Origin of the sequence: Stenotrophomonas maltophilia (genome assembly GCF_013464485.1) — a bacterium.
GTDB classification, from domain to species: domain Bacteria; phylum Pseudomonadota; class Gammaproteobacteria; order Xanthomonadales; family Xanthomonadaceae; genus Stenotrophomonas; species Stenotrophomonas maltophilia_AW.
The window spans coordinates 104,972-127,334 of sequence record NZ_RAUX01000016.1; the positions used below are offsets into that span (position 1 = coordinate 104,972).

The following is a 22,363-nucleotide window of genomic DNA, read 5'->3' on the forward strand; positions in this document are numbered from 1 at the left end:
GACTACCACGCGCAGCGCGGGCCTTTTTCGAGCAGCTGGACGAAGAGCAGTCGACCAACAGTCGACTCTACCGAGCGTCCGGGTGCAGTGCGTTGAACCCCACGCGCACCGGCTTCACGCCCTGCATCACCAGCGCGTAGCTGACGTTGTCGAAGGTGCGGAACACCATGGCGTGCGCCGCATACTCGTCCGGCAGCGAGACCCGGCCGGCGCCGGTGCTGAGCGAATCGTCCATGCGCGACGATGTCGGGTACTTCATGCGGTGCGCCACATGGCGGCCCGGCCGCCACAGCGAGAACACGGTGCCGTTGTCCACGCCCTGCGCACGCCCTGCGGAGATCGCGATCACGTCGCGCGGGCCAGCGGTGGTGAACATGTCGGCGACGGCCAGTACGCGCACGTCGACGCCCTCGACACCGGCGGCGGGGACATGCGGCACGAACTGCAGGTCGTACGGCTTGGCCTCGACCGGGACCAGACGGTCGCCAGCGCGTACCTCGCGGCCGCCCTCGTTCTTGTCCAGGACCAGGGTGGACGCTTCGACCTTGCCGCCTGCGACATGGGTGATGGTGCCCGTGGCAACCTGGGCCAGCTCATAGCCGAGCACGCCGCGACGGTGGTTGGGCGCGTTGTAGGCCCGCCACAGGTTGCCGCTGCCCGGGGTGACATCGCCGTTGGCGGTCAGGTCCTCGGTGGGCTTGGGCTGGGCGTAGCGAACGGTCGGGCGGACCACGGCCCAGCGCTGGCCCAGCTGGGCGTCGGCCAGGCGGACGTAGACCGCGCTGCCGCTGGTGACGCGCAGGCGCTCTTCTTCCAGACCGGCCACGTAAGGCAGGTGATCGATGCTGTCGACCACGCTGAGCTGTTTCAGGAACGGTTCGACCTGAGCCAGCGGAATGGCGTCGATCGGGGCCTCCTGGCGCGGGCCGGGCCTGGAGGCGACGGTCACCCGGTCCAGATAGGCCAGGCTGAGCACGTCACCGGGATAGATCAGGTGTGGATTGGCGATCTGCGGATTGGCCTGCCAGATCTCCGGCCACAGCCACGGCTTCTGCAGGAAACGTGCGGCGATATCCCACAACGTATCCCCTTTTCGGACCACATAGGTGTCCGGGTGCCCGCCATTCACTTCCACGGCGGTAGCATAGGCAGCCACGGTCAGCATCGCCGCGGCGACGACCGTACGAAAACGAAGCAACATAGGTGTGAAGCCCTGATTCCCCAACAGGTTCGCGCACTATAGTCCAGAAACCGGGGCGCAAGGCAAGCGTTGGAGCTAGAATCTGCGACGTATGCCGGCGTGCCGGCCCCCTATCCGGAAACAGCCATGGCCCTTCTCCCCATTCTCGAGTTCCCCGATCCGCGCCTGCGTACCAAGGCTGCGTCGATCGATGCCGCCGAAGTCACCACGCCGGCCTTCCAGGAACTGATCGACAACATGTTCCAGACCATGTACGACGCCCCGGGCATCGGCCTGGCCGCCACCCAGGTGGACGTGCACAAGCGCTTCATGGTCATCGACGTAAGCGAAGAAAAGAACGAACCGCAGGTGTTCATCAACCCGGACATCATTGCCAAGGACGGGGGCCGGGTGTATCAGGAAGGCTGCCTGTCGGTCCCGGGCATCTTCGCCGACGTGACCCGCGCCGACACCATCACCGTGAAGTACCTGGACCGCAACGGCCAGGAGCAGCAGATGGAGGCCGGTGAATTGCTGGCCACCTGCATCCAGCACGAGATGGACCACCTGGATGGCAAGCTGTTCATCGACTACCTGTCGCCGCTCAAGCGCGAGATGGTGCGCAAGAAGCTGGCCAAGCAGCGCAAGCACGTGGCGTGACCGCCAATCCGGGCCGCCCTTCGGGTGGCCCGTGCCTGCGCGGCACGCGCGGGCTGTACGGCGCCGGCCGACGGCGCCGTTTTCTTTCCTGCACGAATCCATCCTGCAAGTGGGGTAGCCATGAGGATTGTCTTTGCCGGTACGCCGGAATTCGCGGTGTCGTCGCTGCGCGCGGCTGCGCGCCACCATGAGGTCGTGGCCGTCTACACCCAGCCGGACCGCCCGGCCGGCCGTGGTCGTGGCCTGGCGCCTTCGCCGGTCAAGCTTGAAGCCGTGGCGCGTGGCATTCCGGTCTACCAGCCGGAGTCGCTGAAAGACGAGGCCGCCCAGCAGCAGCTGCGCGACCTGCAGCCGGACCTGATGGTGGTTGTGGCCTATGGCCTGATCCTGCCCAAGGCGGTGCTGGCCATCCCGACCCACGGCTGCTGGAACGTGCATGCCTCGCTGCTGCCGCGCTGGCGCGGTGCGGCACCGATCCAGCGTGCGATCCAGGCGGGTGACACCAAGACCGGCGTCTGCCTGATGCAGATGGAAGCCGGCCTGGATACCGGCCCGGTGCTGCTGCATCAGGAACTGGCAATCGGTGCCACCGATACCGGTGGGCAACTGCATGACAAGCTGGCCGAGCTGGGGGCGCAGGTGCTGTCCGATGGCCTGGGCCTGCTGCGGGCGGGCATCAAGCCGATCGCGCGGCCGCAGCCGGAGCAGGGCGTGACCTACGCGCACAAACTGGACAAGGCCGAAGCCAGACTGGACTGGGCGCAGGACGCCAGCGCGCTGGCGCGTACCGTGCGTGCGTTCAACCCGTGGCCGATCGCCGAGGCGACGCTGGCCGGAGAGCGCGTGCGCATCCATGGCGCGGTGGCGCTGGAGGCGGACCACGGCCAGGCACCGGGCACCGTGCTGGCCGCCGGCCGCGACGGCATCGACATTGCCTGTGGCCAGGGCGCGCTGCGCCTGCGCGTGCTGCAGCGGGAAGGTGGCAAGGCAATCACCGCCGCCGATTACCTCAATGCTCGCCGCGATCTGCGCGTGGGAGCATAAGCGGTGTCCAGGCAGAACGATTTCTCCGTCGCCAAGGCGGCGCCGGGTGCGGCCACGCGCATGTTGGCCGCACGCGTGCTGGCACAGGTATTCACCCGTGGCCGTTCGTTGAAGGCCGAGCTGGCCTGGGCGCTGCCGAAACTGGCAGACAGCCGCGACCGGGCCTTGCTGGAAGCTCTGTGTTTCGCGGTGCTGCGCCGTCGCAGTACCTATGACGCAGCCTTGCAGGCCTGGATGCAGAAGCCGCTGTCGGCGCGCGATGCCGACCTGCGAACGCTGCTGATGGTCGGATTCGCACAGCTGGATGTGCTGGAGCTCCCCGCGCACGCGGCACTTTCCGCCACCGTCGACGCCGCGCGCGCGCTGGGCCGTGAGCGTCAGGCCGGGCTGGTCAATGCGATCCTGCGTCGCGCGCAGCGTGAAGGGTTCCCCGAACAGCCCGCGCGCGATGCGTTCCCGGAATGGCTGGCCGATGCGATTGAACGCGATTGGCCGGCACAGGCCGAGGCAATCTTCAACGCCAGCCTGCAGCCTGCACCGCTGTGGTTGCGCGCCAATCGCCAGCAGGGGGGGCGGGACAAGGCGCTGGCGACGCTGGTGGAAGCCGGGATTTCCGCGGAAGCCAGTCCGCTCAGCGCCGATGCGTTGCGCCTGGCGGCCCCCGTTGCCGTGAACCAGCTGCCGGGCTTCGGCGACGGTGCACTGTCGGTGCAGGACCTGTCGGCGCAATGCGCGGCCGATGCGCTGGCACCCACCACCGGCGCCCGCGTACTGGATGCCTGCGCGGCACCCGGCGGCAAGTCGGCGCACCTGCTGGAGCGTGACCCGAGCCTGCGCCTGCTGGCACTGGATATCGACGCGCGCCGCCTCGCTCGTGCGCGTGACACATACACCCGCACCGGCGTGGGCGGACATGTGCAGACCCTGGCCGCCGATGCCAGCGATCCCGGCTCTTGGTGGGACGGCGTGCCGTTCGACGCGATCCTGCTGGATGCGCCGTGTTCGGCAACCGGCGTGATCCGACGGCAGCCGGATGTGATGTTCCACCGCCGTGCCGAGGACATCGACGCACTGGTGGGCGTGCAGGCGCGGCTGCTGGAAGCCTGCTGGTCGATGCTGCGCCCGGGCGGCGTGCTGCTGTATGCCACCTGTTCGATCCTGCGTGCCGAGAACATCGATCAGGTGCGTGCGTTCCTGAAGTGGCATCCGGACGCTGTGGCGCAGTCATTGGGCGACGCTTTCGGCGTGGATTGCGAGGGCGTGGCACGCCAGCGGCTGCCGGGTGACAACGATGCTGACGGTTTCTTCTACGCGCGTCTGTTAAAAGCAGCCTGACCCCCGCTGCCGTTGCGAGCCCCATGCTGAAAACCCACGCGTCGCGCCAGACGTGGTTGTTGGTGGTGATGGCCCTGCTGGTGCTGGGGGCCGGCCTGGGCCTTCGCGACCCGTGGCCCTCGGATGAGCCGCGATTCGCGCTGGTGGCCAAGCAGATGGTCGAAAGCGGCTACTGGTTGTTCCCGCATCGCGGCACCGAGCTGTACTCGGATAAGCCGCCGATGCTGATGTGGTGGCAGGCCACGCTGTACGGTCTGGTCGGGCACTGGCGCGTGGCCTTCCTGCTGCCCTCGTTGCTTGCCGCGCTGGGCACGCTGTGGTGCGTGGTCGATCTCGGCCGCCGCCTGTGGACGCGGCAGGTGGGGCTGTACGCGGGCTGGGCACTGCTGTTTGCGCTGCACTTCACTTTCCAGGCGAAGAAGGCGCAGATTGATCCGCTGGTGGTGCTGTTCATCACCCTGGCCAATTACAGCCTGCTGCGCCACCTGCTGCTTGGCCCGGCCTGGCGCTGGTGGTGTCTGGGCTGGTTCTTTGCCGGCATCGGGGTGATCACCAAGGGTGTCGGCGTGCTGGCGCTGATGATGATTGCGCCAGCCGCAGCCGCATCGGCCCTTGACTGGCCGCGGGTACGCCTGCAGGTGCGCGACCTGCGTTTCTGGCTGGCGCCGCTGGCGTTCGTGCTGGCGGTATCGCTTTGGCTGGCGCCGATGCTGCTGGCCGGCATGGCCACCGGTTTGGACCAGTATCGTGCCTACATGAACGACATCCTGTTCCGGCAGACCGCGCGGCGCTATACGCAGTCCTGGGACCATCACCAGCCGTGGTGGTACTTCCTCGGGATCATGCCGTTGATGTGGATCCCGGCGTTCCTGTTGCTGCCCTGGGCGGTTCCAGCCTGGTTCCGGCGCCTGCGTCGGCGCGATGCACGCTACCTGCTGCCGCTGGCTTGGTGGCTGCTGGTCGTGCTGTTCTTCTCAATTCCCAACGGCAAGCGCGATGTCTACATCCTGCCGGCATTGCCGATGTTCTGCCTGGCGCTGGCACCATTGCTGCCCGGGCTGCTGAAGCGGCACGACGTGCAGCGCATGCTGGGCGCGTTCACCGCGTTGCTGGCACTGGTGCTGGCGCTGGCCGGCGCGCTGGCGCTGCTGGGCGATCCGGGCTTTGAAGTGCGCCTCATCCATGGCCGCGGGCTGTCGCCTGGGGGCGCCAATGCGCTGGCGTGGGCGGCACTGGCAATGGGGGGCTGGGCGGCGCTGAGCCTGTGGCTCTGGGGGCGCCGTCGCCGCCACATCGCCCTGATGTCGACCCTGGCCGGGGTCTGGGTGCTGTACAGCCTGGTGGGCTATCCAGTGTTGAACGACGCCAGTTCGGCCCGTGGCCTGATGCGCGACGTCGGCACGCGCATCGGTCCGCAGTCCGAGCTGGGACTGGTGGCATGGAAGGAGCAGAACCTGTTGATGGCCGATCGCCCGGCAGCCACCTTTGGTTTCAGTGAGCGCTGGCATGCGCAGCTGCAGGCAGCCGTGCGCTGGCAGCAGCTGGTTCCACATCGCCGCTGGCTGCTGGTGAACGAAGATGCGATGCAGGCCTGCATCGATCGTACGCGTGCTGAAATGGCGGGCATTTCCAATCGCCGCCGCTGGTGGCTGGTACCTGCGGAAGCGGTCACAGGTCCCTGCAGGCCGTCGGCGGCGGAACTCGAGCGCCAGCGCCGCCTGCAGGGCCCCGGCACCGACGACTGAAGATGCCGGTGCCGGCGCTCAGGTGCGGGCCAGGGTGGCCTGATAGCTGGCCATCGTGGCGTCGGCGAAGGTCTGCAGACCGAATTCCCGCTGCGCATGCCGGCGCGCCGCGCGGCCGTGTTCCTGCAGCCCATCGCGTTGGGCGTACAGGGCCTGCACCTGGGCGGCGATGGCGTCGATGTCGCGGGTGGCAACTACCCAGCCATCGACCCCTTGCTCGATGTTCTCCGGCAGGCCAGCGTAATCACTGACCAGCACCGGCTTGCCGCTGGCCATCATCTCGCGGCAGGCGAAGGAGATCGTCTCGACGTCGTGGGACAGCACGAAACCGACATCGCCGGCAGCGATCAGGACTCGGGTGTCGGCCAGCAGGCCGGTGAAGTGCACCTGGGCGGCGATCGCTCCCAGCGCTTGTACCTGCTCGCGCTGCTGCTCGCTGGGCAGGTGGCCGGCCACGGCCATGTGCACGTGAGGACGGACCGCATCGGGCAGCCGCGCGATGGCCTGGGCCAGATCGATCCAGCCCTTGTAGTCGTCAGTGCCGGCATTGCTGATCAGCACCAGCGCCTGAGGGTCCTGCGTCCACTGGTGGCGAAAAGATTGACCGGCCTCGGCCGGCAGCGGCGAGAAGCGCTCCAGGTCGACACCGTTGCGGACCACGTCGATCGGGCAGTGCCGGTACGGGCCCTGCTCCAGCAGCCGCTTGGTGTCCGCCGAGACCGCGATCAGGCGGTCGGTGGCCCAGCGCGCACGGATCACATTGCCGAGCGTGCTGGTGGGCTTGCTGTTGTGCTTGGTCAGCACGATCGGGGGACGACGTCCGCCGAGCAGACCCTGCATGACGAAGCGATGGTCACGTGCGCCATTGACGTGGATCAGGTCGATGCCCTCGTCGCGGACGAATCTGCGCAGCGCACGCTGTTCAGCCAGTTGTTGAGGAAGGGACGGCAGACCGCTGCCGAAATCCATCGGCAGCGGGCGAGCGATGCCCTCGTCGGCCACGGTTCGCAGCAGCCGGCTGTCGGCCGGCGCAGCGACGTGGAGCACGTGCTGGTCATGCAGAGCGCGGGCCAGGGACACGATGTACGTGGTGTGGCCGCCACCGTCGCCGTAGTGGAAGTTGGTGTACAGGATTTTCATGGGGGATCTTCAGGCAACGCGCAGCCAGTGTGACACAGGCGGCTCAGAGCCGTTCCGCAGATGGCGTGGGATCGGCCACCGCCTGTCCGTTGCCCAGCATCCACAGCATGATGGTTTTCTGCCGCACGTAGTTCGCGCGCACATAGGCATAGACCAGGCCGTGCCAGCCATCGCGGAAGCCGCCGCGGAACAGAAAGCCGCGCCAGAACCGCCAGGCCGGGGCCAGTACCAGCTTGCCCAGCGTGGCCCGCTTGCCGCGCGCGAACTCGTGCTCGGCCATCATCCGCGCGTACTTCTCGGTCTTGGCCAGCTGCTGCTGCAGGGACCGGTACGGGTAGTGGATCAGATCGCCACGCAGCGTGCCGACGCTGCCGTCCACGCTGGCAGCTTCATGGATCTCGCGCTTGCCACGCCAGCCCCCCAGCCGGCGGTCGAACAGGCGCATCACCCGGTCCGGATATGCATTGCCATGCCGCAGGAACCTGCCAAAGTACTCCGACAGGCGGGCGAAACGGTAGCCGGCATGGCCGTTGAAGCCGCCGTCGCGAGCTTGCTCGATGGCCGCGCGCAGCTCCGGGCTGATGCGTTCATCGGCGTCCAGGCACAGCACCCAGTCATGGCGGGCCTGTTCGACGCAGAATGCCTTCTGGCTGCGGAAACCCTCGAACGGCCGCTGCAGCACGCGGGCGCCGGCGGCCTCGGCGATGGCCACGGTGGCATCGGTGGAATACGAGTCCACCACCACGATCTCGTCGCAGAAGGCCAGCGAGGCCAGGCAGTCGCCGATGCGCCCGGCCTCGTTGAACGCGATAATGCACGCCGAGATGCGAGGCCGTTCGATGGGAGCGGTCGTGGAGGACATGATGGCCGGGTACCTGTTGTTTGCGACGGAGCGCTATGCGCTGCCTATTCTCGCCCCGTTGGTGCAGGCCTTGCACGCATCCGGGCAGGAGGTGGCCGCCTGGTTCGAAGACGGCGCGACTGGCAGCAGCCTGCCGGGGGTGCCCAATGTCGACCTGAAACAGGCCCTGGCAATGCGTCCGCGGGCGGTGTTCAGCGCGGCCAATTGGGTACCGACCTTCCTTTCGGGAGCCAAGGTGCAGCTGTTCCATGGCTTCAACGTGGAGAAGCGCGACAGTGCGCGCGGCCACTTCCGGGTACGCGGCATGTTCGACCTGTACTGCACGCAGGGGCCGGCCACCACCGCGCCGTTCCGTCAGATCGCCGAGCAACAGGGGCATTTCGCGGTGGCCGAAACCGGTTGGCCGAAGCTGGACCCGCTGTTCCGCGATGACGGTGGCGAGAGCGCCGCACTGCGCGCGCCCGCCGGCGACCGCCCGGTGATCCTGTTCGGCTCGACCTTCACCGAGCGGTTGAGCGCGGCCCCGCACCTGCTGGAGCCGATCGCTGCCGACATCGCGGCCGGTGAGCGTTACTGGCTGCTGACCCTTCACCCCAAGTGCCCGCCGGAACTGTTCGAACGCTACCGCGCGCTGGCCGGTGCCAATGCGCGCTTCATCGAGCCGGAACAGGTAATGGCCGCGCAGCGTGCCGCCGACGTGCTGGTCTCGGATACCTCATCGATCGTTTCGGAGTTCATCGTCCAGCACAAGTCGGTGGTGACCTTCCGCAACCGCGTGCCGAAGCCACACATGATCGATTTCGACGAAGCGACGCAGCTGCCAGCGATGCTGCAGCGTGCGCTGCACCCTGATGCCGCGCTGCAGGCGGAAATCGTGCGTTATGCCGATACCATCCACCCGTACCGCGATGGCCTGTCCAGCGAGCGCGTGATCGCCGCCACCGAGGATTTCCTGTCCGGCGAGATGGGCACGCTGCGCCGGAAGCCATTCGGCAGCTGGGTGCGCGACCTGCAGATCCGGAAGGATCTCGGCTATTGGGGCCCGTCGCAGCGTTGATCGGGGGGATGTAGAGCCGAGCCCACGCTCGGCTGTGGCAAGCCGAGCATGGGCTCGGCTCTACAGTAGATCCACGCCATGCGTGGATGCCCGCATCACCAGCGCAGTTTGCGCCGCGCCAGCCCTGCGGCCAGCTGCTCCATCACTTGCTGCGCCTGCGCCTCTGGCAGGTAGTTCAGCGCCAGTGCCACATCGCCATGCGCGCCGGCGGTGTCCAGCTGCAGGCTGGCGGTCCCCAGCAGCCTGTCCAGCGGCGAGCGCTGCAGGCGCAGGCCCTGCACCTTGTCCAGTTCCGCCCAGCGCCACCAGCGCTTCCACCAGCCACCGCGCACGGCCACGAACTGGCCATCCAGGTGCCAGCCCATGCGTGCCATCTGCCGGTGCGCGACCAGCAGTGCCACGGGCAGCCAGGCCAGCACCAGCAGCCCCCACGAACCCCAGCGCCAGTACGCGCCGGCGGCCAGCAGCGGCACCATCAGCAGGCTGCCCAGGCACAGCCGCCACCAGCCACGCTGCGGCAGCATCTGCCATTGTGCGGGCGGCCAGCGCAGCTGCGGCAGCAGGTGCCGCACCAGTCCATCGCAGGTGCTGGCCGCAGCCAGCGGCGCCAGTTCCCGCAGGGCGCGATCCTCATCGCGCGAGGGGCCACCGGCGGCGCTGTCGATGCGCAGCTGGCGCAGCCCGAACCAGCGCTGCAGGGTCCCTTCGCGCAGCGTCCAGGCCTGGATGCGGCGGCGCGCCACGCTGCTGCGGGTGCGGCTGAGCAGGCCGGCCGACACGGTCAATCGGCGTTCCTGTTCGCTGAGGGTGAAGCCGTGGTAGCGCAGCAGGGTCAGCACCACCGACAGCACGCGCAGCCCCACCCAGCCCAGCAGCAGCGCGCCGGCCAGCAGCGCGAAGGCGCCGGCGATCCCAGGGTGCAGGTGGCTGGCATAGCCGAACGCCTCGCGACTGCCGCGCTGCAGGGCATCGTCCATCAGCGAACGCGGCACGAACTGGAACAGCACGCCGATGGCGGCCACGACCAGGGTCCAGCCGCGGTTGGAAAGCAGGCCCATGCGCACCACATCCCGGCTCGACAAGCGCAGCAGTACCTGCTCGTTGCCCGCGTCGGCGATGTGGCCTGCGGTGGGGGTGTTGGTGGTGTGTGGCGCCTGCCCGCGCTGCCGGACCAATCGTTCCAGTGCCAGCGCTTGGTCTAGCTTCAGGACCCGCATTTCCGCTTCCGGACGCACGCCGCCGGCCGACTCCAGGCGTAGTTCGGCTACGCCGAACACGCGGTGCAGCGGGTTCTGCCGTACTTCCACGTTGTGGATGCGGGCGAACGGGATTTCGCGCCGGTTGCGAGCCAGCAAACCGCTGCGCACGGTGATTGCATCGCTACCGATGCGGTAGCGGTAGCTCAGGTATTGCAGCACCGATACCAGGACCAGCACGGCAATGGCCGAGAGTGGAATCAGCTGTGCCCACATCGGGTCGCGGTCGCCGCGCTGGCCGAACACCAGCAGCGCCACCAGCGGCAGGAAGTAATGGCGCAGCTGCATCAGCAGCACGAACAGCCACGACCATGGGTGCAGGCGATGTTCCTCGCCACCGGCGGGCAGCGATGCGGGCAGGGGCGGTGGCAGGCTCACAGAGCGTCGGCGTCCTGGTCGAGCTGGTGTGCCAGGGTGTCGCGCAGGCGCTCGGCATCGGCTTCATCCAGACCGCTTATGGTCACCGCGCTCATGCGGGTGCCAGCGGTGTGCACGATCAGGGTGGCGAGGCCGGCACGGCGTTCCAATGGGCCCCGGCGCAGGTCCAGGTGCTGCACGCGGGAAACGGGAATGCGCGTTTCCAGCTGCCACATGAGGTCGCGGCGCAGGCCCAGTCCGTGGGCGTCCAGCCGCCAGCGGGTGCGGGTCTGGCGGCGATGGCCCAGCCATGCGCCAGATGCAGCACCCACCAGCAGCCCCAGCGGCGCGGCCCACAGGCCGCCGGGTAGATCGAAGAACCACCACGCCGCCGCCAGGGGCAAACCAGGAACGAACAGGCCACCGAAGGCGCCTCCCAGTGCGGCCAGGCGAGCGGCGCGTCGTGGCAGCGGCTGCCAGGCTTCGGTGGGTGGGGCGGTAAGCAGGTCTTCGGTCACGCGGGCTCCGTCAGGCGGCAGGGCGGGCGGTGGCGGCCGTGGCCGCACCGCGCAGACGGTAGCAGGTCGGCTGCGCTACTGGGCAGCCTGGATCAGCGCGTCCACATCCAGCAGGTGGCCGGCACGATCGGCCTTGGTACGCAGGTAGTGCTCGTTCTCGGCAGTGATCTCGCCGGTGACCGGAATGCAGTCCAGCACTTCGATGCCGGCATTGCGCAGGCGCTGCGCCTTGGTCGGGTTGTTGCTGAGCAGGGCCACGCGCGAGATGCCCAGGCCCTGCAGCATCGCCACCGCGCTGCCATAGCGGCGCTCGTCGGCGCCAAAGCCGAGCTGTGCATCGGCGTCGATGGTGTCCAGGCCGTCGTGCTGGTAGCCGTAGGCGCGCATCTTGGCGGCGATGCCGGTGCCGCGGCCTTCCTGGTCCAGGTACAGCAGCACGCCGCCGCCCAGTTCTTTCAGCTTGCGCAGGCCGCGCCGCAGCTGGTCGCCACAGTCGCACTTGAGTGAACCGAACAGGTCGCCGGTCAGGCATGAGGAGTGCACGCGCACCGGCACCACCGCCGACAGGTCCGGTTCGCCAACGATGATCGCCACCTGATCGCGCTGCGCCACGCCGCCGCGGAACACCGCGAAGGTGGTCATGCCGACGTCGCGCAGCGGCACTGGCGAACGAGCCACCAGATCGTAGTCGTGGGCGGCGTGTGCCGCACCCTCGGCCAGGTCGCACAACGCCACTTCGGCGGCACCTTCGAACGTGCTGTCACCTGCGTCCAGACCTACGGCCACCATCGCCGGCAACAGCAGGCCCAGGCGGGCCAGCTCCACCGCCCCGGCATCGAAGGCGTCGCCGGCACTCCAACCTTCCGGCATCGGGCCCGGTTCGCGCAGGTAGCCCAGCGAGGGCAGGGCATCGAAGACAACACCGGCCAGCGGCAGGCGTGCACCCTGCGGGGCCTCGACGCCAAGCACGCGGGCGCGGGTGGCGGTCAGGAACAGATAGTGGCGCTCGCGGGCGGCAGTGGCGAAAGCGGCGAAGCTGCTGGCCGTGGCGCTGTCCAGCGCGATCACCGCCAGGCGCTGGCCCTGGCCATCGTGGAGCAGTACCGGGCGACCGGCACGCAGTTCGGAAACCGCGCGCTCGCAGCGGATCGCGGCCGGATCGCCGAACAGGGAAGAAGCAGACATGGCAGGACCGGGGGAGGCGGACATCGCAGTCTCTATGGGGGCGCCGGCGTCGTATTCAACGTGGTGCGGCCGCCGGTCGCAGGGGCCGGTGGTCTGAGTGGAGCGACCGTCAGTGGGGGTGATCTTCGGTCGCGTACGGATCTTCCTCGCCGCTGCCCGGTGGCCGCAGCGTATAGCGCTTGTAGGTCCACTGGTACTGCGCCGGGTCGCGGCGGGCGATGCGCTCGATACCGGCGTTGAGCGCGGTGGCGGCCACCTGCGGGTCCGGATCGGCCACGGCCGGGTCGGTTGGCTCGATGTGCAGGGCGAACTCCATGCCCGGACCGATGCGCTCGCACCAGCCATACAGCACGGTGGCACCGGTGCGCTCGGCCAACCGGTTGACCAGGGTCATGGTCAGCGCCTGCACGCCGAAGAACGGCACGAACACGCCATCGCCGGCCTTGGGCTGCTGGTCGGGCAGGATGCCGGTGGCACCTCCGTCCTTGAGCACCTTGAACAGCTGGCGCACGGCCGGGCCTTCGGCACGCACCTGCTGCACGTTCTGGCCGCCCCGCACCAGTTGCAGGAAGGCATCGCTGGCCTCGTCCTCCGGCGGCTTGTAGACGATGGCAATCTGCCCGCGCGAGGCCAGCCACTGGTTCAGCAGTTCCCAGTTGCCGAAGTGCGGCGCGGCCACGATCACGCCCTTGCCGCTGGCCAGGGCCGCGTCGTACAGGGCCTCGCCATGGCGCTCCTTCAGGTGCAGGCGCAGGTTGTCGGCCGGTGCCTGGCTCCACAGGCGAAGGGTCTCGATGGCCTGCAGCGCGGTGGAGCGCAGCAGTTCACGGTGCAGGCGGTCGCGTGCAACGGCGCCCAGCTGCGGGTAGGCCAGTTCCAGATTGCGGCGGGTCACCCGGCTCTCACGGGCGTTGAGACTGATCCAGGTCCACGACAGGGCGCGGGCGACTCCCCGCAGCAGCGGCCAGGGCAGGCGGGCGAACAGGGTGGTGGCGCGGTAGACCAGCCGGGCTTTGCGTTGCGGATTCATCGGCGCCAGTTTAGCCAAGGGCGCTGCTATCGTGGCCGGCCCTGTTCATTGGAGCCCACGATGCTCGTCCTGATCCAGCGTGTCAGCCAGGCCGCTGTCCACGTCGAAGATGAAGCGGTTGGCAGGATCGGTCCTGGCCTGTTGGCGCTGGTGGGCATGGAACCGGGGGACACCGAGGCCCAGCTGCGGCGGATGGCCGAACGCCTGCTGGGCTATAGGGTCTTCTCCGATGACGCAGGAAAGATGAACCGCTCGTTGCGTGACACCGGCGGCGGCCTGCTGCTGGTCAGTCAGTTCACCCTGGCCGCCGACACCCGTTCGGGCATGCGGCCGAGTTTCACCAGCGCCGCGCCGCCGGACGAGGCTGAACGCGGGTTCAATCGTTTTGTCGAGATCTGTCGTGAAAATCACGCGCCAGGGGTGGAAACGGGTCGATTTGGTGCCCATATGGTCGTCAGCCTGGTCAATGACGGTCCCGTGACCTTCCTTCTCCGGCCCTGAGCCTGCGGGACCACCGCCCGGCAGGCGGGGCCCCGGGCTGGTATAATGCTACGTTCCCTATTTCTCCCTAGCCGGTGGCGCGAGCACTACATGGCCAACGAACGTCCTGCCCAATCCGAAATCAAGCAACTGATCAGCAAGGGCCTGGAACAGGGCTACCTGACCTACGCCGAAGTCAATGACCATCTGCCGGACGACATGGTCGACCCGGAACAGATCGAAGACATCATCGGCATGATCAACGGCATGGGCATCGATGTCCATGAAGTTGCGCCGGATGTGGAAACCCTGCTTCTCAACGATGGCAACACCGGCAACCGCGAAGTCGATGACACCGCGGCCGAAGAAGCTGCCGCCGCACTGAGCGCGCTCGACACCGAAGGTGGCCGCACCACCGACCCGGTGCGCATGTACATGCGCGAAATGGGTACCGTCGAGCTGCTGACCCGCGAAGGCGAAATCGCCATCGCCAAGCGTATCGAGGAAGGCCTTTCGCAGGTCCAGGCCGCCCTGGGCCAGTTCCCGGTCTCGGTCGAGTCGCTGCTGAACGACTACGAAGCCCACAAGGAAGGCAAGAAGCGCCTGGCCGAAGTGATCGTCGGCTTCAACGACCTGGCTGACGAAGAGCCGGCACCGCCGGCGGCCGCTGCCGATGACAGCAGCGATGCCGACGCCGAAGGCGACGAGGACGAGGACGATGATGTCGACGGTGGCGAGGAAGAAGCCGCACCGACCGGTCCGGATCCGGAGGAAGTCGCAGCGCGCATGCAGGCGCTGAGCGATGCCTTCAACGCCTTCAAGAAGGCCGCGACCAAGGGCGACAAGAAGAACCTGCCGCGCCTGCGCGAAGAAATGTCTGCGGTGTTCGTCACCCTGAAACTGCCGCTGCCGCTGACCGACGTGCTGACCAAGCAGCTGCGCGACACCATGGCCGACATCAAGTCGCATGAGCGCCGCGTGCTGAACCTGGCCACCGTCACTGCGCGCATGCCGCGCAAGGACTTCATCCGCTCCTGGGAAGGCAACCAGACCAACCTGGAATGGGTGGAAGACGCACTGAAGCGCAAGCAGAAGTGGTCCTCGGCGCTGCGCGAAGTGAAGGACCAGATCATTGCCGAACAGCAGGCGACGATCGACATCGAGACGCTGACCCAGCTGGACCTGGAAGAGCTGAAGGAAATCAGCCGTGCCATGGCCTACGGCGAAGCCAAAGCGCGCAAGGCCAAGAAGGAAATGGTCGAGGCCAACCTGCGCCTGGTGATCTCGATCGCCAAGAAGTACACCAACCGTGGCCTGCAGTTCCTCGACCTGATCCAGGAAGGCAACATCGGCCTGATGAAGGCCGTGGACAAGTTCGAATACCGCCGCGGTTACAAGTTCTCGACCTACGCCACCTGGTGGATCCGCCAGGCGATCACCCGCTCGATTGCCGACCAGGCGCGCACCATCCGTATCCCGGTGCACATGATCGAGACGATCAACAAGTTGAACCGCATTTCCCGCCAGATGCTCCAGCAGTACGGCCGCGAGGCTACGCCGGAGGAGCTGGCCAAGGAAATGGACATGCCGGAAGACAAGATCCGCAAGGTGATGAAGATCGCCAAGGAGCCGATCTCGATGGAAACCCCGATCGGCGACGACGAGGATTCCCATCTGGGCGACTTCATCGAGGACACCAACGTGGAGTCCCCGATCGAGAACACCACCAACATCAACTTGTCTGAAACCGTGCGCGACGTGCTGGCCGGCCTCACCCCGAGGGAAGCCAAGGTGCTGCGCATGCGTTTCGGCATCGACATGAACACCGACCACACGCTGGAAGAGGTCGGCAAGCAGTTCGACGTGACCCGCGAGCGCATCCGCCAGATCGAAGCGAAGGCCCTGCGCAAGCTGCGCCACCCGAGCCGTTCGGAACAGCTGCGCAGCTTCCTGGATATCGACTGATTTCCAGCGGCTGTTGAAGCGTCGAGAGAAACCCCGCCTGGTGCGGGGTTTTTCTTTGGTAACTCCCGTCCATGCCGATCGGATTCCATCGATGTCGTATCTGCCATTTGATTACTTTCGGCGATGGCCGCACGTTGACCGTGCAGATGCTCAACACATCGCGTAGGCAGGCCGGTCTTCATCGGCGCTGATGCAAGCGCGCAGCAGGTCACGTACATCACATACGGCCTGCTGCACTGATTCGTCATGCATCTGGAGTAACGCCATGAATGATGTGGAGCACGATCTGTCTGATTTCCTGCAGACTGATTTTCCGTCGTTGCTTGATTGGGATGAGGTGATGCAGGAAGAGCGTGACGATCGGTTGGGATTTGCCCGCCGCACGACGTATGCGCTGCTGACGCTGTCTGGTACGGAACTGGTTGAGTGCCTTGGCGGCAGCGATCAGAGGGCGCTGGAAGAGGCCAGGAGGACGGTGGCGCTGCTCCAGGCACACCTGCGGCGGCAATTGTGGTTCGCAGCAGCAGCGGAACGGCGGTTGGGGCATGTTGCTGAGGCTCTTGCTGCTGCCGGGTAGCCGATCATGCGTGGCCTCCACTACACTGTGACGCTGCGCCGGGCCTATAGCTCAACGGTTAGAGCAGGGGACTCATAATCCCTTGGTTCCAGGTTCGAATCCTGGTGGGCCCACCAATCGACCTCGCAGGACCGACTGCGGATTGCCTGCCTGCGCATTCCGCTGCTCCGGCTATAGCTGATCCGCAGACAAGGATCGAACATGCCTGACACCAACGCAGCGGTGGAAGACTTCACCACCGAGATCGAAGACAGCCGGCATCTGTTCGCCTGGTGTCTGATGCACTACGGTCAGATTGCCGAAGAACTGGCAATCGAGCGGGCACGCCAACGCTATCCCGACCAGGCCCCCGGCTGCGAGTACGAGCACGCACTGATCTTCCACGACGAGCCCTGGCATTGGGCGATGCTGCACGTGTTGGGTGAAGGGTACTGGCACCAGAACCCGGAACTGGCGTGGCCGTCGCTGGAGTACGACACCGAGTCGGATGCATTGTGCCTGGCCCGCGGTGAGTCGGTTCCCTTGCTGGATGAGGCTGAGTATCTCGGGGCGCTTGCCCATGCCCGCCATATGCATGCGTGGACGCTGATCCATCAGGCAGGCATTGCCGAAGAGCAGGCGCAGCAGCAGGCACTCGAACACTACGCCTACTTTCCGCCGCATCATCGTTGGCGCATGCGCGTCCACGATGCGCGCGCTGCATGGTGTGGCGTGATGGGCGCGCTGCACCTCGATGACTACTGGTCACGGCCGGAGCTGCAGAGGCCGCCGGAGGCGTACTGGCACGCGTCACGTGCATTCACCCAGGCGCAAGGGATCCAGCTGCCGAAAGGTCCGCCTCCATGATGAGCGGGGCGCGGCAAAAGTGGCATCATGCGGCTTCCGCCGTTCCGCACGACCAGGAGGCCACATGATGCGTAGTGCCCGTATGTTCGTTGCCTTGGCTGCTGTCGCTGCGCTGCCTGCGGCTGCAGAGCCTTCTGATCCACCCAAGCACCCATCGGTTGAAACACTGCAGCGCTTGATTGTCGACAAAGCACCGCAGACACGCGTGGAAACGCCGGATCACGAGCACATCACCGCACGCCGCATCGATATCGTCGATGACACGGGCGTTATCCGCATGACGCTGTCCGGCAGGACTCCGGCGCCGATCATCGATGGCCTGCAGTACAAGCGCGCCTTCAACGTTGCCGGCATGGTGCTGTACGACGACAAGGGCAGCGAGCGCGGTGGCTTCGGCACCGCCGATGTCGACGGCGGCATGGCGGTGCTTGCGCTGGACCATCCGGCGATGGATGCGATCGGCTGGCGGGTATCACCCGATGGTGCGGTGAGCTTTTCGATCAACCAGGCGCCGAAACTGATCCGCGAACCTGCATTGGGCAACAAGCTGATTCCCGGGGTGCAGGCACCGACCCGCATCGGCCTGGTGGTCGGTGCTGATGGCACGCCTGCCATCGCCTTGAACGACAAGGCAGACCGCCCCCGACTGAGGCTGACCGTTACTGCGGAAGGCTACGGCGCAATCGAGTTCCTCGATGCGCAGGGCAAGGTGATCCACACATTGGCGCCGGAGGCCGACCTTCGCCGCTAGCGCGTGCAGATCACGTATCGGCGCCTACCCGCGCCGCCCGTGCCCATCAATGCTGTACCGTCCGGCCCCGGTGCAGGCCAGCAGCAGGAACCCACCGGCCAACCCCAGATTCTTCAGGAACATGATCTGCTGGGTCTGATCGGTGAAGTTGTGGTGGAAGATGAAAGCGGTGACCAGGCTGAAACCTGCCAGCACGACCGACACCAGCCGGGTCTGGAAGCCCAGCAGGATGCACAGCCCGCTGCCGATCTCGAAGGCGATGGTGGGCCACAGCAGGATGCCGGGTACCCCCATGGCTTCCATGTAGCCCTGGGTACCGTTGAGGTCGCCGAGCTTGCCGATGCCGGATACCAGGAACAGCGCCATCAGCAGGATGCGCGCAAGCAGGTAGGCGAGCGAATGCGATGAGTGGCTCACGTTGGTGTCCTCGGAGATGGCCGGCGAAGGCGATCGGAGCCCACCGGCGGTGAAGCCCGTGTCTACGTACCGGGCAAAGCGCCTTGACAGCTGGCCGCCCGCAGGAGACCTTTTCACCATGACGATCGATATTGAATCGCTCAGCCTTCGGGAACTGGGCGCCTTGGTGGTTGCCGCTGAACAGCGGAAGCAGCTGATTTCCCGCCGCCGCCCGGCCAGTGTGGTGCGGCGGATGTTGAAGGCCGCCGCGGCCGAAGCTGGTTACACGCTCGAAGAACTCTTCGGTGGCGAAGCCTCGGAAACACCTGCGTCCGCCCGCAAACCCGCCCGCCGTAAATCCGGCAAAGTCGCGCCCAAGTATCGCGACCCGGAATACAAGCGCCTGACCTGGACCGGTCGCGGGCGCATGCCACGCTGGTTGGCGTCCAAGGTGTCGATGGGCCACAAGGCCACCGATTTCCTGATTCCTGGCTTGGCCAGGCCGACCGCTGGCAAGACCAGCACCATCGGCAAGCGGACCGTCATCAAGAAGGGATGAGGCTGCGGCACTGCTACCCTGCCCAGGTCTTTCAACCAAGGAGTACGGGATGGCACACGAGGGTGGCATGACGATCGCGCCCAGGATCCTGTACGCCGCTGCAGCCGCAGCCGTGCTGGTCAGCCTGCTGGCCTGGGCGGTGGAATGGAGCGGAATGGCCTATGTCTGCCCGTACTGCCGCGTGCAACGCACGGTGATCGGCGTGCTGGGCGTGCTGACGTTGCTCGCGCGGCCGGGCGGCATCGTGGTGCCCTGGCTGTCGTACAGCACGGGTGCATTCGCGTTCGTGGTGGCGGCGATGCAGCACTTCAATGGTTGGAAGCGCATATCGGCGGGCGACTTCAGTTTCAACGAACAGTGGTACATCGATCCGTGGCTGCTGTCAGGCTGCGCGATGATGGTCCTGGTGGCGCAGCTGATGCTGGTGCAGGCCGCCTGCCGGCGCAGGTTGCACTGACAGTGTCGTCGCTGCGGGAGAAGTGCCGGGTATGGCAAGCGCTCTCAATCCTTCAAAGCGGTAGTGACATCGCGTGTGGCGCGCGATATGGAACCCGGCGCGATGGATTGCGAACCCTTCGTCATCATCGACGAGCTCCCGGTCGAGCAACCGGCGATCAACTATCTTCAGTTCAAGCGCATAGTCGCTCAATCGGTGATCAGCCTGTCTGAGCCCGGCTACCCGACCAATGTGTACGATGGCATCCAGAATCCGCAGAGAAGGGATGCGGTCAGCCAGCATCTGGGGCAGCGTTTCGAGACTTACATCTACCTGGCTTCCGGCGCGTACTCGCTTGGCATCGATGTCTGGGCGCCGCAGAAGATCCGCTATGCTGACGGGTCTACCGCTTCCTACAACTACAGCATGATCAACCGTCGCTGGGAGCCCAACGCCCTCCTTTACAAGGACAGGTTCGGTAACTCCATTCCGCTTAGCGTTACACAGTTGAGCGAGGGGCGAGGCGGCGTTACGCATCGCTTCGAATTCCCGAATGGGAATGCCACCGATATGGGAAGCTTCGTCAATGCGCTCAACAACATCGGTGTGCCGGTGACGGGAGCGGGCAATCAGTCTGTCACCTGCGCCAGCACGATCAGGCTGACCGAGGTCAAGGTGACCTGCAACCGGAACTGATGAGGAATAGAGCGATGCGAGTTTCACCGGGCCTGGGTTCCACGGTCATATTCGGTACTTCCTTTGTGGGAGCACTGCTATGCGGGTTCGTGTTTCCATCCATGTCGGCAGGTTCCCCGGAGCTGACCCCTTGGATGTTCAACGGCCTGCTGGCGTGCGGCGCGGTTGCGCTTTTTAGTGCTCCCTTTGGCTGGCGGGGTTACCTGAACTGGAGATCGCGTCGATTGAAGTAACGCATGGGGCCTGCGTGACTGCTGGCCCCTTGTTACAAGGGAGGAGGCGTAGCGCTAGGTGTTCTGGAAAACCGCCAGCTGTGCAGCAAACGCACGCTGGTAGGCGGGCCGCTGCGTGGCTCGGACCACATAGGCGGCGACCTGTGGATACTCGTCGAGCAGGCCGCTGCTCTTCAGGCGCAGCAGTACCGAGACCATCATCAGGTCGCCCACGCTGAACTCGCCGTCCAGCCATTCCGCCTTGGACAGCCACGTCGACAGCTGCGCCAGCCGCGTCCGGACCCGCTCATCGAGCATCGGCAGCCGTTGCGCATACCAGGGTTGCTCGCGCTCAAGCACCCAGGCCATGGAGCGCTCGACGATGGGGGGCTCCACCGTGTTCAGTGCAGCGAACACCCACATGATCGCGCGCATGCGGGCGTCCGGATCGCGCGGCAGCAGGCCAGGGTGCAGCTCGGCCAGGTGCAGGACGATGGCGCCGGATTCGAACAGCACCTGGTTGCCGTCCTGCCAGGTGGGAATCTGCCCGAAGGGGTTGCGCGCCAGGTGAATGGGCTGCTTCAGCTCGGCGAAGCTGAGCAGCTGCACGTCATAGGGCACGCCCAGTTCCTCCAGCGCCCAGCGTACGCGCATGTCACGGGCCAGGCCCTGGCCGCGGTCGGGAGAGGTGGCGAAGGCGGTGAGGATCGGGCACATCGGGGCACTCCTGCAGGTTGAAAGACCCGCCTTTCCTGTTTCGACGAACGACGGGGCGGGAAATCGACAACCTTCCCGGGGCGCCGGGCGATACACTGCCCGCCACCCATCAATCCTGTGCCTCCTCATGTGGCAGCGCCGCACCTCCCTGGCCGAACTGCAGCGGCAACGCGATGTGCTGCAGGCTGAGATGGATGCGGACGCCCAGCGACGGGTCTCACGGCTTCCGCCGGATGATCTGGTGGCAGCGCCGATGCCGCAGGCGCGCCGGCTCCAGGAGCTCAATCAGCTGATCCTGCGGGCTACACCGCCGCGTGAACTGATGAAGCGCCTGAAGGCGCTTGAGCGACAGCTGCTCGAACCCGGTGCACAGAGCGCAGGCGTGCGGAAGGAGCTGGAAGACGAACTGCGTGATCTGCACCTGTACTTCAGCAATCCGCGCCGTCGTCCATTGACGGCGAAGGTCCTGCTGATCCTGTTGGCCAGCGTTCTGGCCGCCTTGTTCCTGCCGAGACTGCTTGTGGGCCTGCTGGTCGCTCTCTAGGCCGCGCTCACCCCGCCCGATGCAGCTTCCGGTACTGATCCGGCGTGCATTGCGCGTGCCGCTTGAACATCTCGGCGAAGGCGCTGACGCCGGAATAGCCAAGCTCTTCGGCGATCCGGCTGATCGGTCGGCGTGTACACAGCGCCTCGGTGGCGCGCACGAACTTCACCCGCCCACGCCAGTCGCCCAGCGACATGCCCAGTTCGCTGCGTGCCAGGCGCTCCAGCTTGCGCACGCTCATGTGGTGCCGCCGCGCGATCTCGGCAACCGATTCGGCCGCCGACAGGTGTTTCTCCATGTACGTCATCACCTGCTTCAAGGCATCGCTGCCGGCGATCGGCAGGAAACTGGGCAGCACTGCGGCATTGACGATCTGGTCGATCACCACGGCGGCCATGCGCCGCTGGACCGGTGTCTGCGGATCGGTCACGCCCTGTCGTGCCAGTTCATGCAGCAGTTCGCGCAGCAGCGGGCTGACTTCCAGCGCACTGCAACGCGTGGGCAGCCGGCGTGAAAGCGCCGCCGACAGATAGGCCGAGCGGTAGGCCAGCTGCGAGCGGTTGCGTGAATAGTGCGCCATTCCTGGTGGAATCCAGATCGCGTAGTGCGGCGGCGACACCATCCACTCGCCGTCGATCTTCATCTCCATCACCCCCTGCGCGACGAAGTTGAACTGACCCCACGGATGGCTGTGCGTGCCCCAGTCCGTGGGCTCCATCGCGCCCTGCCGGAAGTAGATCGGGCCGGGTAGCTGGCGGAAGGTGGGGATCGGCTCCATCGATTGCCGCAAGCCGGGGTTGGTGTGGCGCATTTTC

General features: G+C 66.4%; 24 protein-coding genes and 1 tRNA gene. 15 read left to right on the forward strand and 10 right to left on the reverse strand.

Features of this window, described 5'->3' with window-relative positions:
- Nucleotides 1-67 precede the first annotated feature (67 nt).
- Nucleotides 68-1,201, reverse strand: coding sequence for a LysM peptidoglycan-binding domain-containing protein (locus tag D7Y61_RS08045; protein WP_180865834.1), 1,134 nt, complete (start codon nt 1,199-1,201; stop codon nt 68-70).
- A 126-nt stretch (nt 1,202-1,327) separates the two neighbouring features.
- On the opposite strand from D7Y61_RS08045, the gene def reads away from it, so the two are divergent.
- The 4 genes from def to D7Y61_RS08065 all read left to right on the forward strand — a co-directional run bounded on the left by def (nt 1,328) and on the right by D7Y61_RS08065 (nt 5,964).
- Nucleotides 1,328-1,840 carry a peptide deformylase gene (gene def / locus D7Y61_RS08050; RefSeq protein WP_180865835.1) on the forward strand — a complete coding sequence of 171 codons (513 nt, stop codon included), beginning with the start codon at nt 1,328-1,330 and terminating at the stop codon, nt 1,838-1,840.
- A 120-nt stretch (nt 1,841-1,960) separates the two neighbouring features.
- A complete protein-coding gene (gene fmt, locus D7Y61_RS08055; RefSeq protein ID WP_180865836.1) occupies nt 1,961-2,884 on the forward strand; it encodes a methionyl-tRNA formyltransferase in 924 nt (307 codons plus the stop codon).
- A gap of 3 nt (nt 2,885-2,887) precedes the next feature.
- Nucleotides 2,888-4,219 carry a 16S rRNA (cytosine(967)-C(5))-methyltransferase RsmB gene (gene rsmB, locus D7Y61_RS08060; protein WP_180865837.1) on the forward strand — a complete coding sequence of 444 codons (1,332 nt, stop codon included), beginning with the start codon at nt 2,888-2,890 and terminating at the stop codon, nt 4,217-4,219.
- A 23-nt stretch (nt 4,220-4,242) separates the two neighbouring features.
- Complete coding sequence (locus D7Y61_RS08065) at nt 4,243-5,964, forward strand: ArnT family glycosyltransferase (RefSeq protein ID WP_180865838.1); 1,722 nt, start codon at nt 4,243-4,245, stop codon at nt 5,962-5,964.
- Between the two features lie 18 nt (nt 5,965-5,982).
- Here the strand turns inward: D7Y61_RS08065 and D7Y61_RS08070 are convergent, their stop codons facing one another.
- Both D7Y61_RS08070 and D7Y61_RS08075 read right to left on the reverse strand, forming a co-directional pair.
- Nucleotides 5,983-7,104: a glycosyltransferase family 4 protein gene (locus D7Y61_RS08070; protein WP_180865839.1), complete on the reverse strand. Its 1,122-nt coding sequence runs from the start codon at nt 7,102-7,104 to the stop codon at nt 5,983-5,985.
- A 43-nt stretch (nt 7,105-7,147) separates the two neighbouring features.
- Complete coding sequence (locus tag D7Y61_RS08075; protein ID WP_180865840.1) at nt 7,148-7,966, reverse strand: glycosyltransferase family 2 protein; 819 nt, start codon at nt 7,964-7,966, stop codon at nt 7,148-7,150.
- Here D7Y61_RS08075 and D7Y61_RS08080 point away from each other — a divergent pair.
- Nucleotides 7,965-9,023 carry a CDP-glycerol glycerophosphotransferase family protein gene (locus D7Y61_RS08080; protein WP_180865879.1) on the forward strand — a complete coding sequence of 353 codons (1,059 nt, stop codon included), beginning with the start codon at nt 7,965-7,967 and terminating at the stop codon, nt 9,021-9,023. The two genes, D7Y61_RS08075 and D7Y61_RS08080, sit on opposite strands and share 2 nt — an antisense overlap.
- A 95-nt stretch (nt 9,024-9,118) precedes the next feature.
- On the opposite strand, the gene D7Y61_RS08085 is transcribed toward D7Y61_RS08080, so the two are convergent.
- From D7Y61_RS08085 to D7Y61_RS08100, 4 genes are all read right to left on the reverse strand, one after another.
- A complete protein-coding gene (locus D7Y61_RS08085) occupies nt 9,119-10,657 on the reverse strand; it encodes a PH domain-containing protein (RefSeq protein ID WP_180865841.1) in 1,539 nt (512 codons plus the stop codon).
- Nucleotides 10,654-11,154: a PH domain-containing protein gene (locus D7Y61_RS08090; protein WP_180865842.1), complete on the reverse strand. Its 501-nt coding sequence runs from the start codon at nt 11,152-11,154 to the stop codon at nt 10,654-10,656. The genes D7Y61_RS08085 and D7Y61_RS08090 overlap by 4 nt, the downstream gene beginning before the upstream one ends.
- A gap of 75 nt (nt 11,155-11,229) precedes the next feature.
- A complete protein-coding gene (gene ribA, locus D7Y61_RS08095) occupies nt 11,230-12,363 on the reverse strand; it encodes a GTP cyclohydrolase II RibA (protein WP_180865843.1) in 1,134 nt (377 codons plus the stop codon).
- Between the two features lie 85 nt (nt 12,364-12,448).
- Nucleotides 12,449-13,369 (reverse strand): lauroyl acyltransferase, encoded by a 921-nt coding sequence (locus D7Y61_RS08100; RefSeq protein ID WP_180865844.1) that lies wholly within the window; start codon nt 13,367-13,369, stop codon nt 12,449-12,451.
- 60 nt (nt 13,370-13,429) lie between these two features.
- Here D7Y61_RS08100 and dtd point away from each other — a divergent pair, with 60 nt between their 5' ends.
- From dtd to D7Y61_RS08130, 6 genes are all read left to right on the forward strand, one after another.
- Complete coding sequence (gene dtd, locus D7Y61_RS08105) at nt 13,430-13,870, forward strand: D-aminoacyl-tRNA deacylase (RefSeq protein WP_180865845.1); 441 nt, start codon at nt 13,430-13,432, stop codon at nt 13,868-13,870.
- A gap of 90 nt (nt 13,871-13,960) precedes the next feature.
- Entirely contained in the window at nt 13,961-15,814 is a 1,854-nt protein-coding gene (gene rpoD, locus D7Y61_RS08110; protein WP_180865846.1) for an RNA polymerase sigma factor RpoD, read from the forward strand.
- A 265-nt stretch (nt 15,815-16,079) separates the two neighbouring features.
- The gene (locus D7Y61_RS08115; protein WP_180865847.1) at nt 16,080-16,391 is read left to right on the forward strand and encodes a hypothetical protein; all 312 of its coding nucleotides are present in this window, start codon (nt 16,080-16,082) and stop codon (nt 16,389-16,391) included.
- A gap of 40 nt (nt 16,392-16,431) precedes the next feature.
- Nucleotides 16,432-16,507 (forward strand) — tRNA-Ile (locus D7Y61_RS08120).
- 85 nt (nt 16,508-16,592) lie between these two features.
- Nucleotides 16,593-17,237: a hypothetical protein gene (locus D7Y61_RS08125; RefSeq protein ID WP_180865848.1), complete on the forward strand. Its 645-nt coding sequence runs from the start codon at nt 16,593-16,595 to the stop codon at nt 17,235-17,237.
- 64 nt (nt 17,238-17,301) lie between these two features.
- Complete coding sequence (locus D7Y61_RS08130) at nt 17,302-17,988, forward strand: hypothetical protein (protein WP_180865849.1); 687 nt, start codon at nt 17,302-17,304, stop codon at nt 17,986-17,988.
- A 24-nt stretch (nt 17,989-18,012) separates the two neighbouring features.
- On the opposite strand, the gene D7Y61_RS08135 is transcribed toward D7Y61_RS08130, so the two are convergent.
- Complete coding sequence (locus D7Y61_RS08135; RefSeq protein WP_180865850.1) at nt 18,013-18,405, reverse strand: DoxX family membrane protein; 393 nt, start codon at nt 18,403-18,405, stop codon at nt 18,013-18,015.
- A gap of 118 nt (nt 18,406-18,523) precedes the next feature.
- Between D7Y61_RS08135 and D7Y61_RS08140 the strand changes: the two genes are divergently transcribed.
- The 3 genes from D7Y61_RS08140 (at nt 18,524) to D7Y61_RS08150 (ending at nt 20,075) form a co-directional block, all read left to right on the forward strand.
- The gene (locus D7Y61_RS08140) at nt 18,524-18,943 is read left to right on the forward strand and encodes an H-NS family nucleoid-associated regulatory protein (RefSeq protein ID WP_180865851.1); all 420 of its coding nucleotides are present in this window, start codon (nt 18,524-18,526) and stop codon (nt 18,941-18,943) included.
- Between the two features lie 49 nt (nt 18,944-18,992).
- Nucleotides 18,993-19,400, forward strand: a complete 408-nt coding sequence (locus D7Y61_RS08145) for a hypothetical protein (protein WP_180865852.1) — start codon at nt 18,993-18,995, stop codon at nt 19,398-19,400.
- A 102-nt stretch (nt 19,401-19,502) separates the two neighbouring features.
- Nucleotides 19,503-20,075: a hypothetical protein gene (locus D7Y61_RS08150; RefSeq protein ID WP_180865853.1), complete on the forward strand. Its 573-nt coding sequence runs from the start codon at nt 19,503-19,505 to the stop codon at nt 20,073-20,075.
- Between the two features lie 287 nt (nt 20,076-20,362).
- Here the strand turns inward: D7Y61_RS08150 and D7Y61_RS08155 are convergent, their stop codons facing one another.
- Nucleotides 20,363-21,004 carry a glutathione S-transferase family protein gene (locus D7Y61_RS08155; RefSeq protein ID WP_180865854.1) on the reverse strand — a complete coding sequence of 214 codons (642 nt, stop codon included), beginning with the start codon at nt 21,002-21,004 and terminating at the stop codon, nt 20,363-20,365.
- Nucleotides 21,005-21,131: 127 nt separating this feature from the next.
- Here D7Y61_RS08155 and D7Y61_RS08160 point away from each other — a divergent pair, with 127 nt between their 5' ends.
- Nucleotides 21,132-21,548 (forward strand): hypothetical protein, encoded by a 417-nt coding sequence (locus tag D7Y61_RS08160; RefSeq protein WP_180865855.1) that lies wholly within the window; start codon nt 21,132-21,134, stop codon nt 21,546-21,548.
- A 7-nt stretch (nt 21,549-21,555) separates the two neighbouring features.
- On the opposite strand, the gene D7Y61_RS08165 is transcribed toward D7Y61_RS08160, so the two are convergent.
- Nucleotides 21,556-22,359, reverse strand: coding sequence for an AraC family transcriptional regulator (locus D7Y61_RS08165; RefSeq protein ID WP_180865856.1), 804 nt, complete (start codon nt 22,357-22,359; stop codon nt 21,556-21,558).
- Nucleotides 22,360-22,363: the final 4 nt, after the last annotated feature.

Coding starts and splice junctions, on each gene's coding strand:
- D7Y61_RS08045 (WP_180865834.1), bottom strand. CDS start 1,201: ATGTTGCTTCGTTTTCGTACGGTCGTCGCCGCGGCGATGCTGACCGTG.
- def (WP_180865835.1), top strand. CDS start 1,328: ATGGCCCTTCTCCCCATTCTCGAGTTCCCCGATCCGCGCCTGCGTACC.
- fmt (WP_180865836.1), top strand. CDS start 1,961: ATGAGGATTGTCTTTGCCGGTACGCCGGAATTCGCGGTGTCGTCGCTG.
- D7Y61_RS08065 (WP_180865838.1), top strand. CDS start 4,243: ATGCTGAAAACCCACGCGTCGCGCCAGACGTGGTTGTTGGTGGTGATG.
- D7Y61_RS08070 (WP_180865839.1), bottom strand. CDS start 7,104: ATGAAAATCCTGTACACCAACTTCCACTACGGCGACGGTGGCGGCCAC.
- D7Y61_RS08080 (WP_180865879.1), top strand. CDS start 7,965: ATGATGGCCGGGTACCTGTTGTTTGCGACGGAGCGCTATGCGCTGCCT.
- D7Y61_RS08075 (WP_180865840.1), bottom strand. CDS start 7,966: ATGTCCTCCACGACCGCTCCCATCGAACGGCCTCGCATCTCGGCGTGC.
- ribA (WP_180865843.1), bottom strand. CDS start 12,363: ATGTCCGCCTCCCCCGGTCCTGCCATGTCTGCTTCTTCCCTGTTCGGC.
- D7Y61_RS08100 (WP_180865844.1), bottom strand. CDS start 13,369: ATGAATCCGCAACGCAAAGCCCGGCTGGTCTACCGCGCCACCACCCTG.
- dtd (WP_180865845.1), top strand. CDS start 13,430: ATGCTCGTCCTGATCCAGCGTGTCAGCCAGGCCGCTGTCCACGTCGAA.
- rpoD (WP_180865846.1), top strand. CDS start 13,961: ATGGCCAACGAACGTCCTGCCCAATCCGAAATCAAGCAACTGATCAGC.
- D7Y61_RS08115 (WP_180865847.1), top strand. CDS start 16,080: ATGAATGATGTGGAGCACGATCTGTCTGATTTCCTGCAGACTGATTTT.
- D7Y61_RS08125 (WP_180865848.1), top strand. CDS start 16,593: ATGCCTGACACCAACGCAGCGGTGGAAGACTTCACCACCGAGATCGAA.
- D7Y61_RS08130 (WP_180865849.1), top strand. CDS start 17,302: ATGATGCGTAGTGCCCGTATGTTCGTTGCCTTGGCTGCTGTCGCTGCG.
- D7Y61_RS08140 (WP_180865851.1), top strand. CDS start 18,524: ATGACGATCGATATTGAATCGCTCAGCCTTCGGGAACTGGGCGCCTTG.
- D7Y61_RS08145 (WP_180865852.1), top strand. CDS start 18,993: ATGGCACACGAGGGTGGCATGACGATCGCGCCCAGGATCCTGTACGCC.
- D7Y61_RS08150 (WP_180865853.1), top strand. CDS start 19,503: ATGGATTGCGAACCCTTCGTCATCATCGACGAGCTCCCGGTCGAGCAA.
- D7Y61_RS08155 (WP_180865854.1), bottom strand. CDS start 21,004: ATGTGCCCGATCCTCACCGCCTTCGCCACCTCTCCCGACCGCGGCCAG.
- D7Y61_RS08160 (WP_180865855.1), top strand. CDS start 21,132: ATGTGGCAGCGCCGCACCTCCCTGGCCGAACTGCAGCGGCAACGCGAT.
- D7Y61_RS08165 (WP_180865856.1), bottom strand. CDS start 22,359: ATGCGCCACACCAACCCCGGCTTGCGGCAATCGATGGAGCCGATCCCC.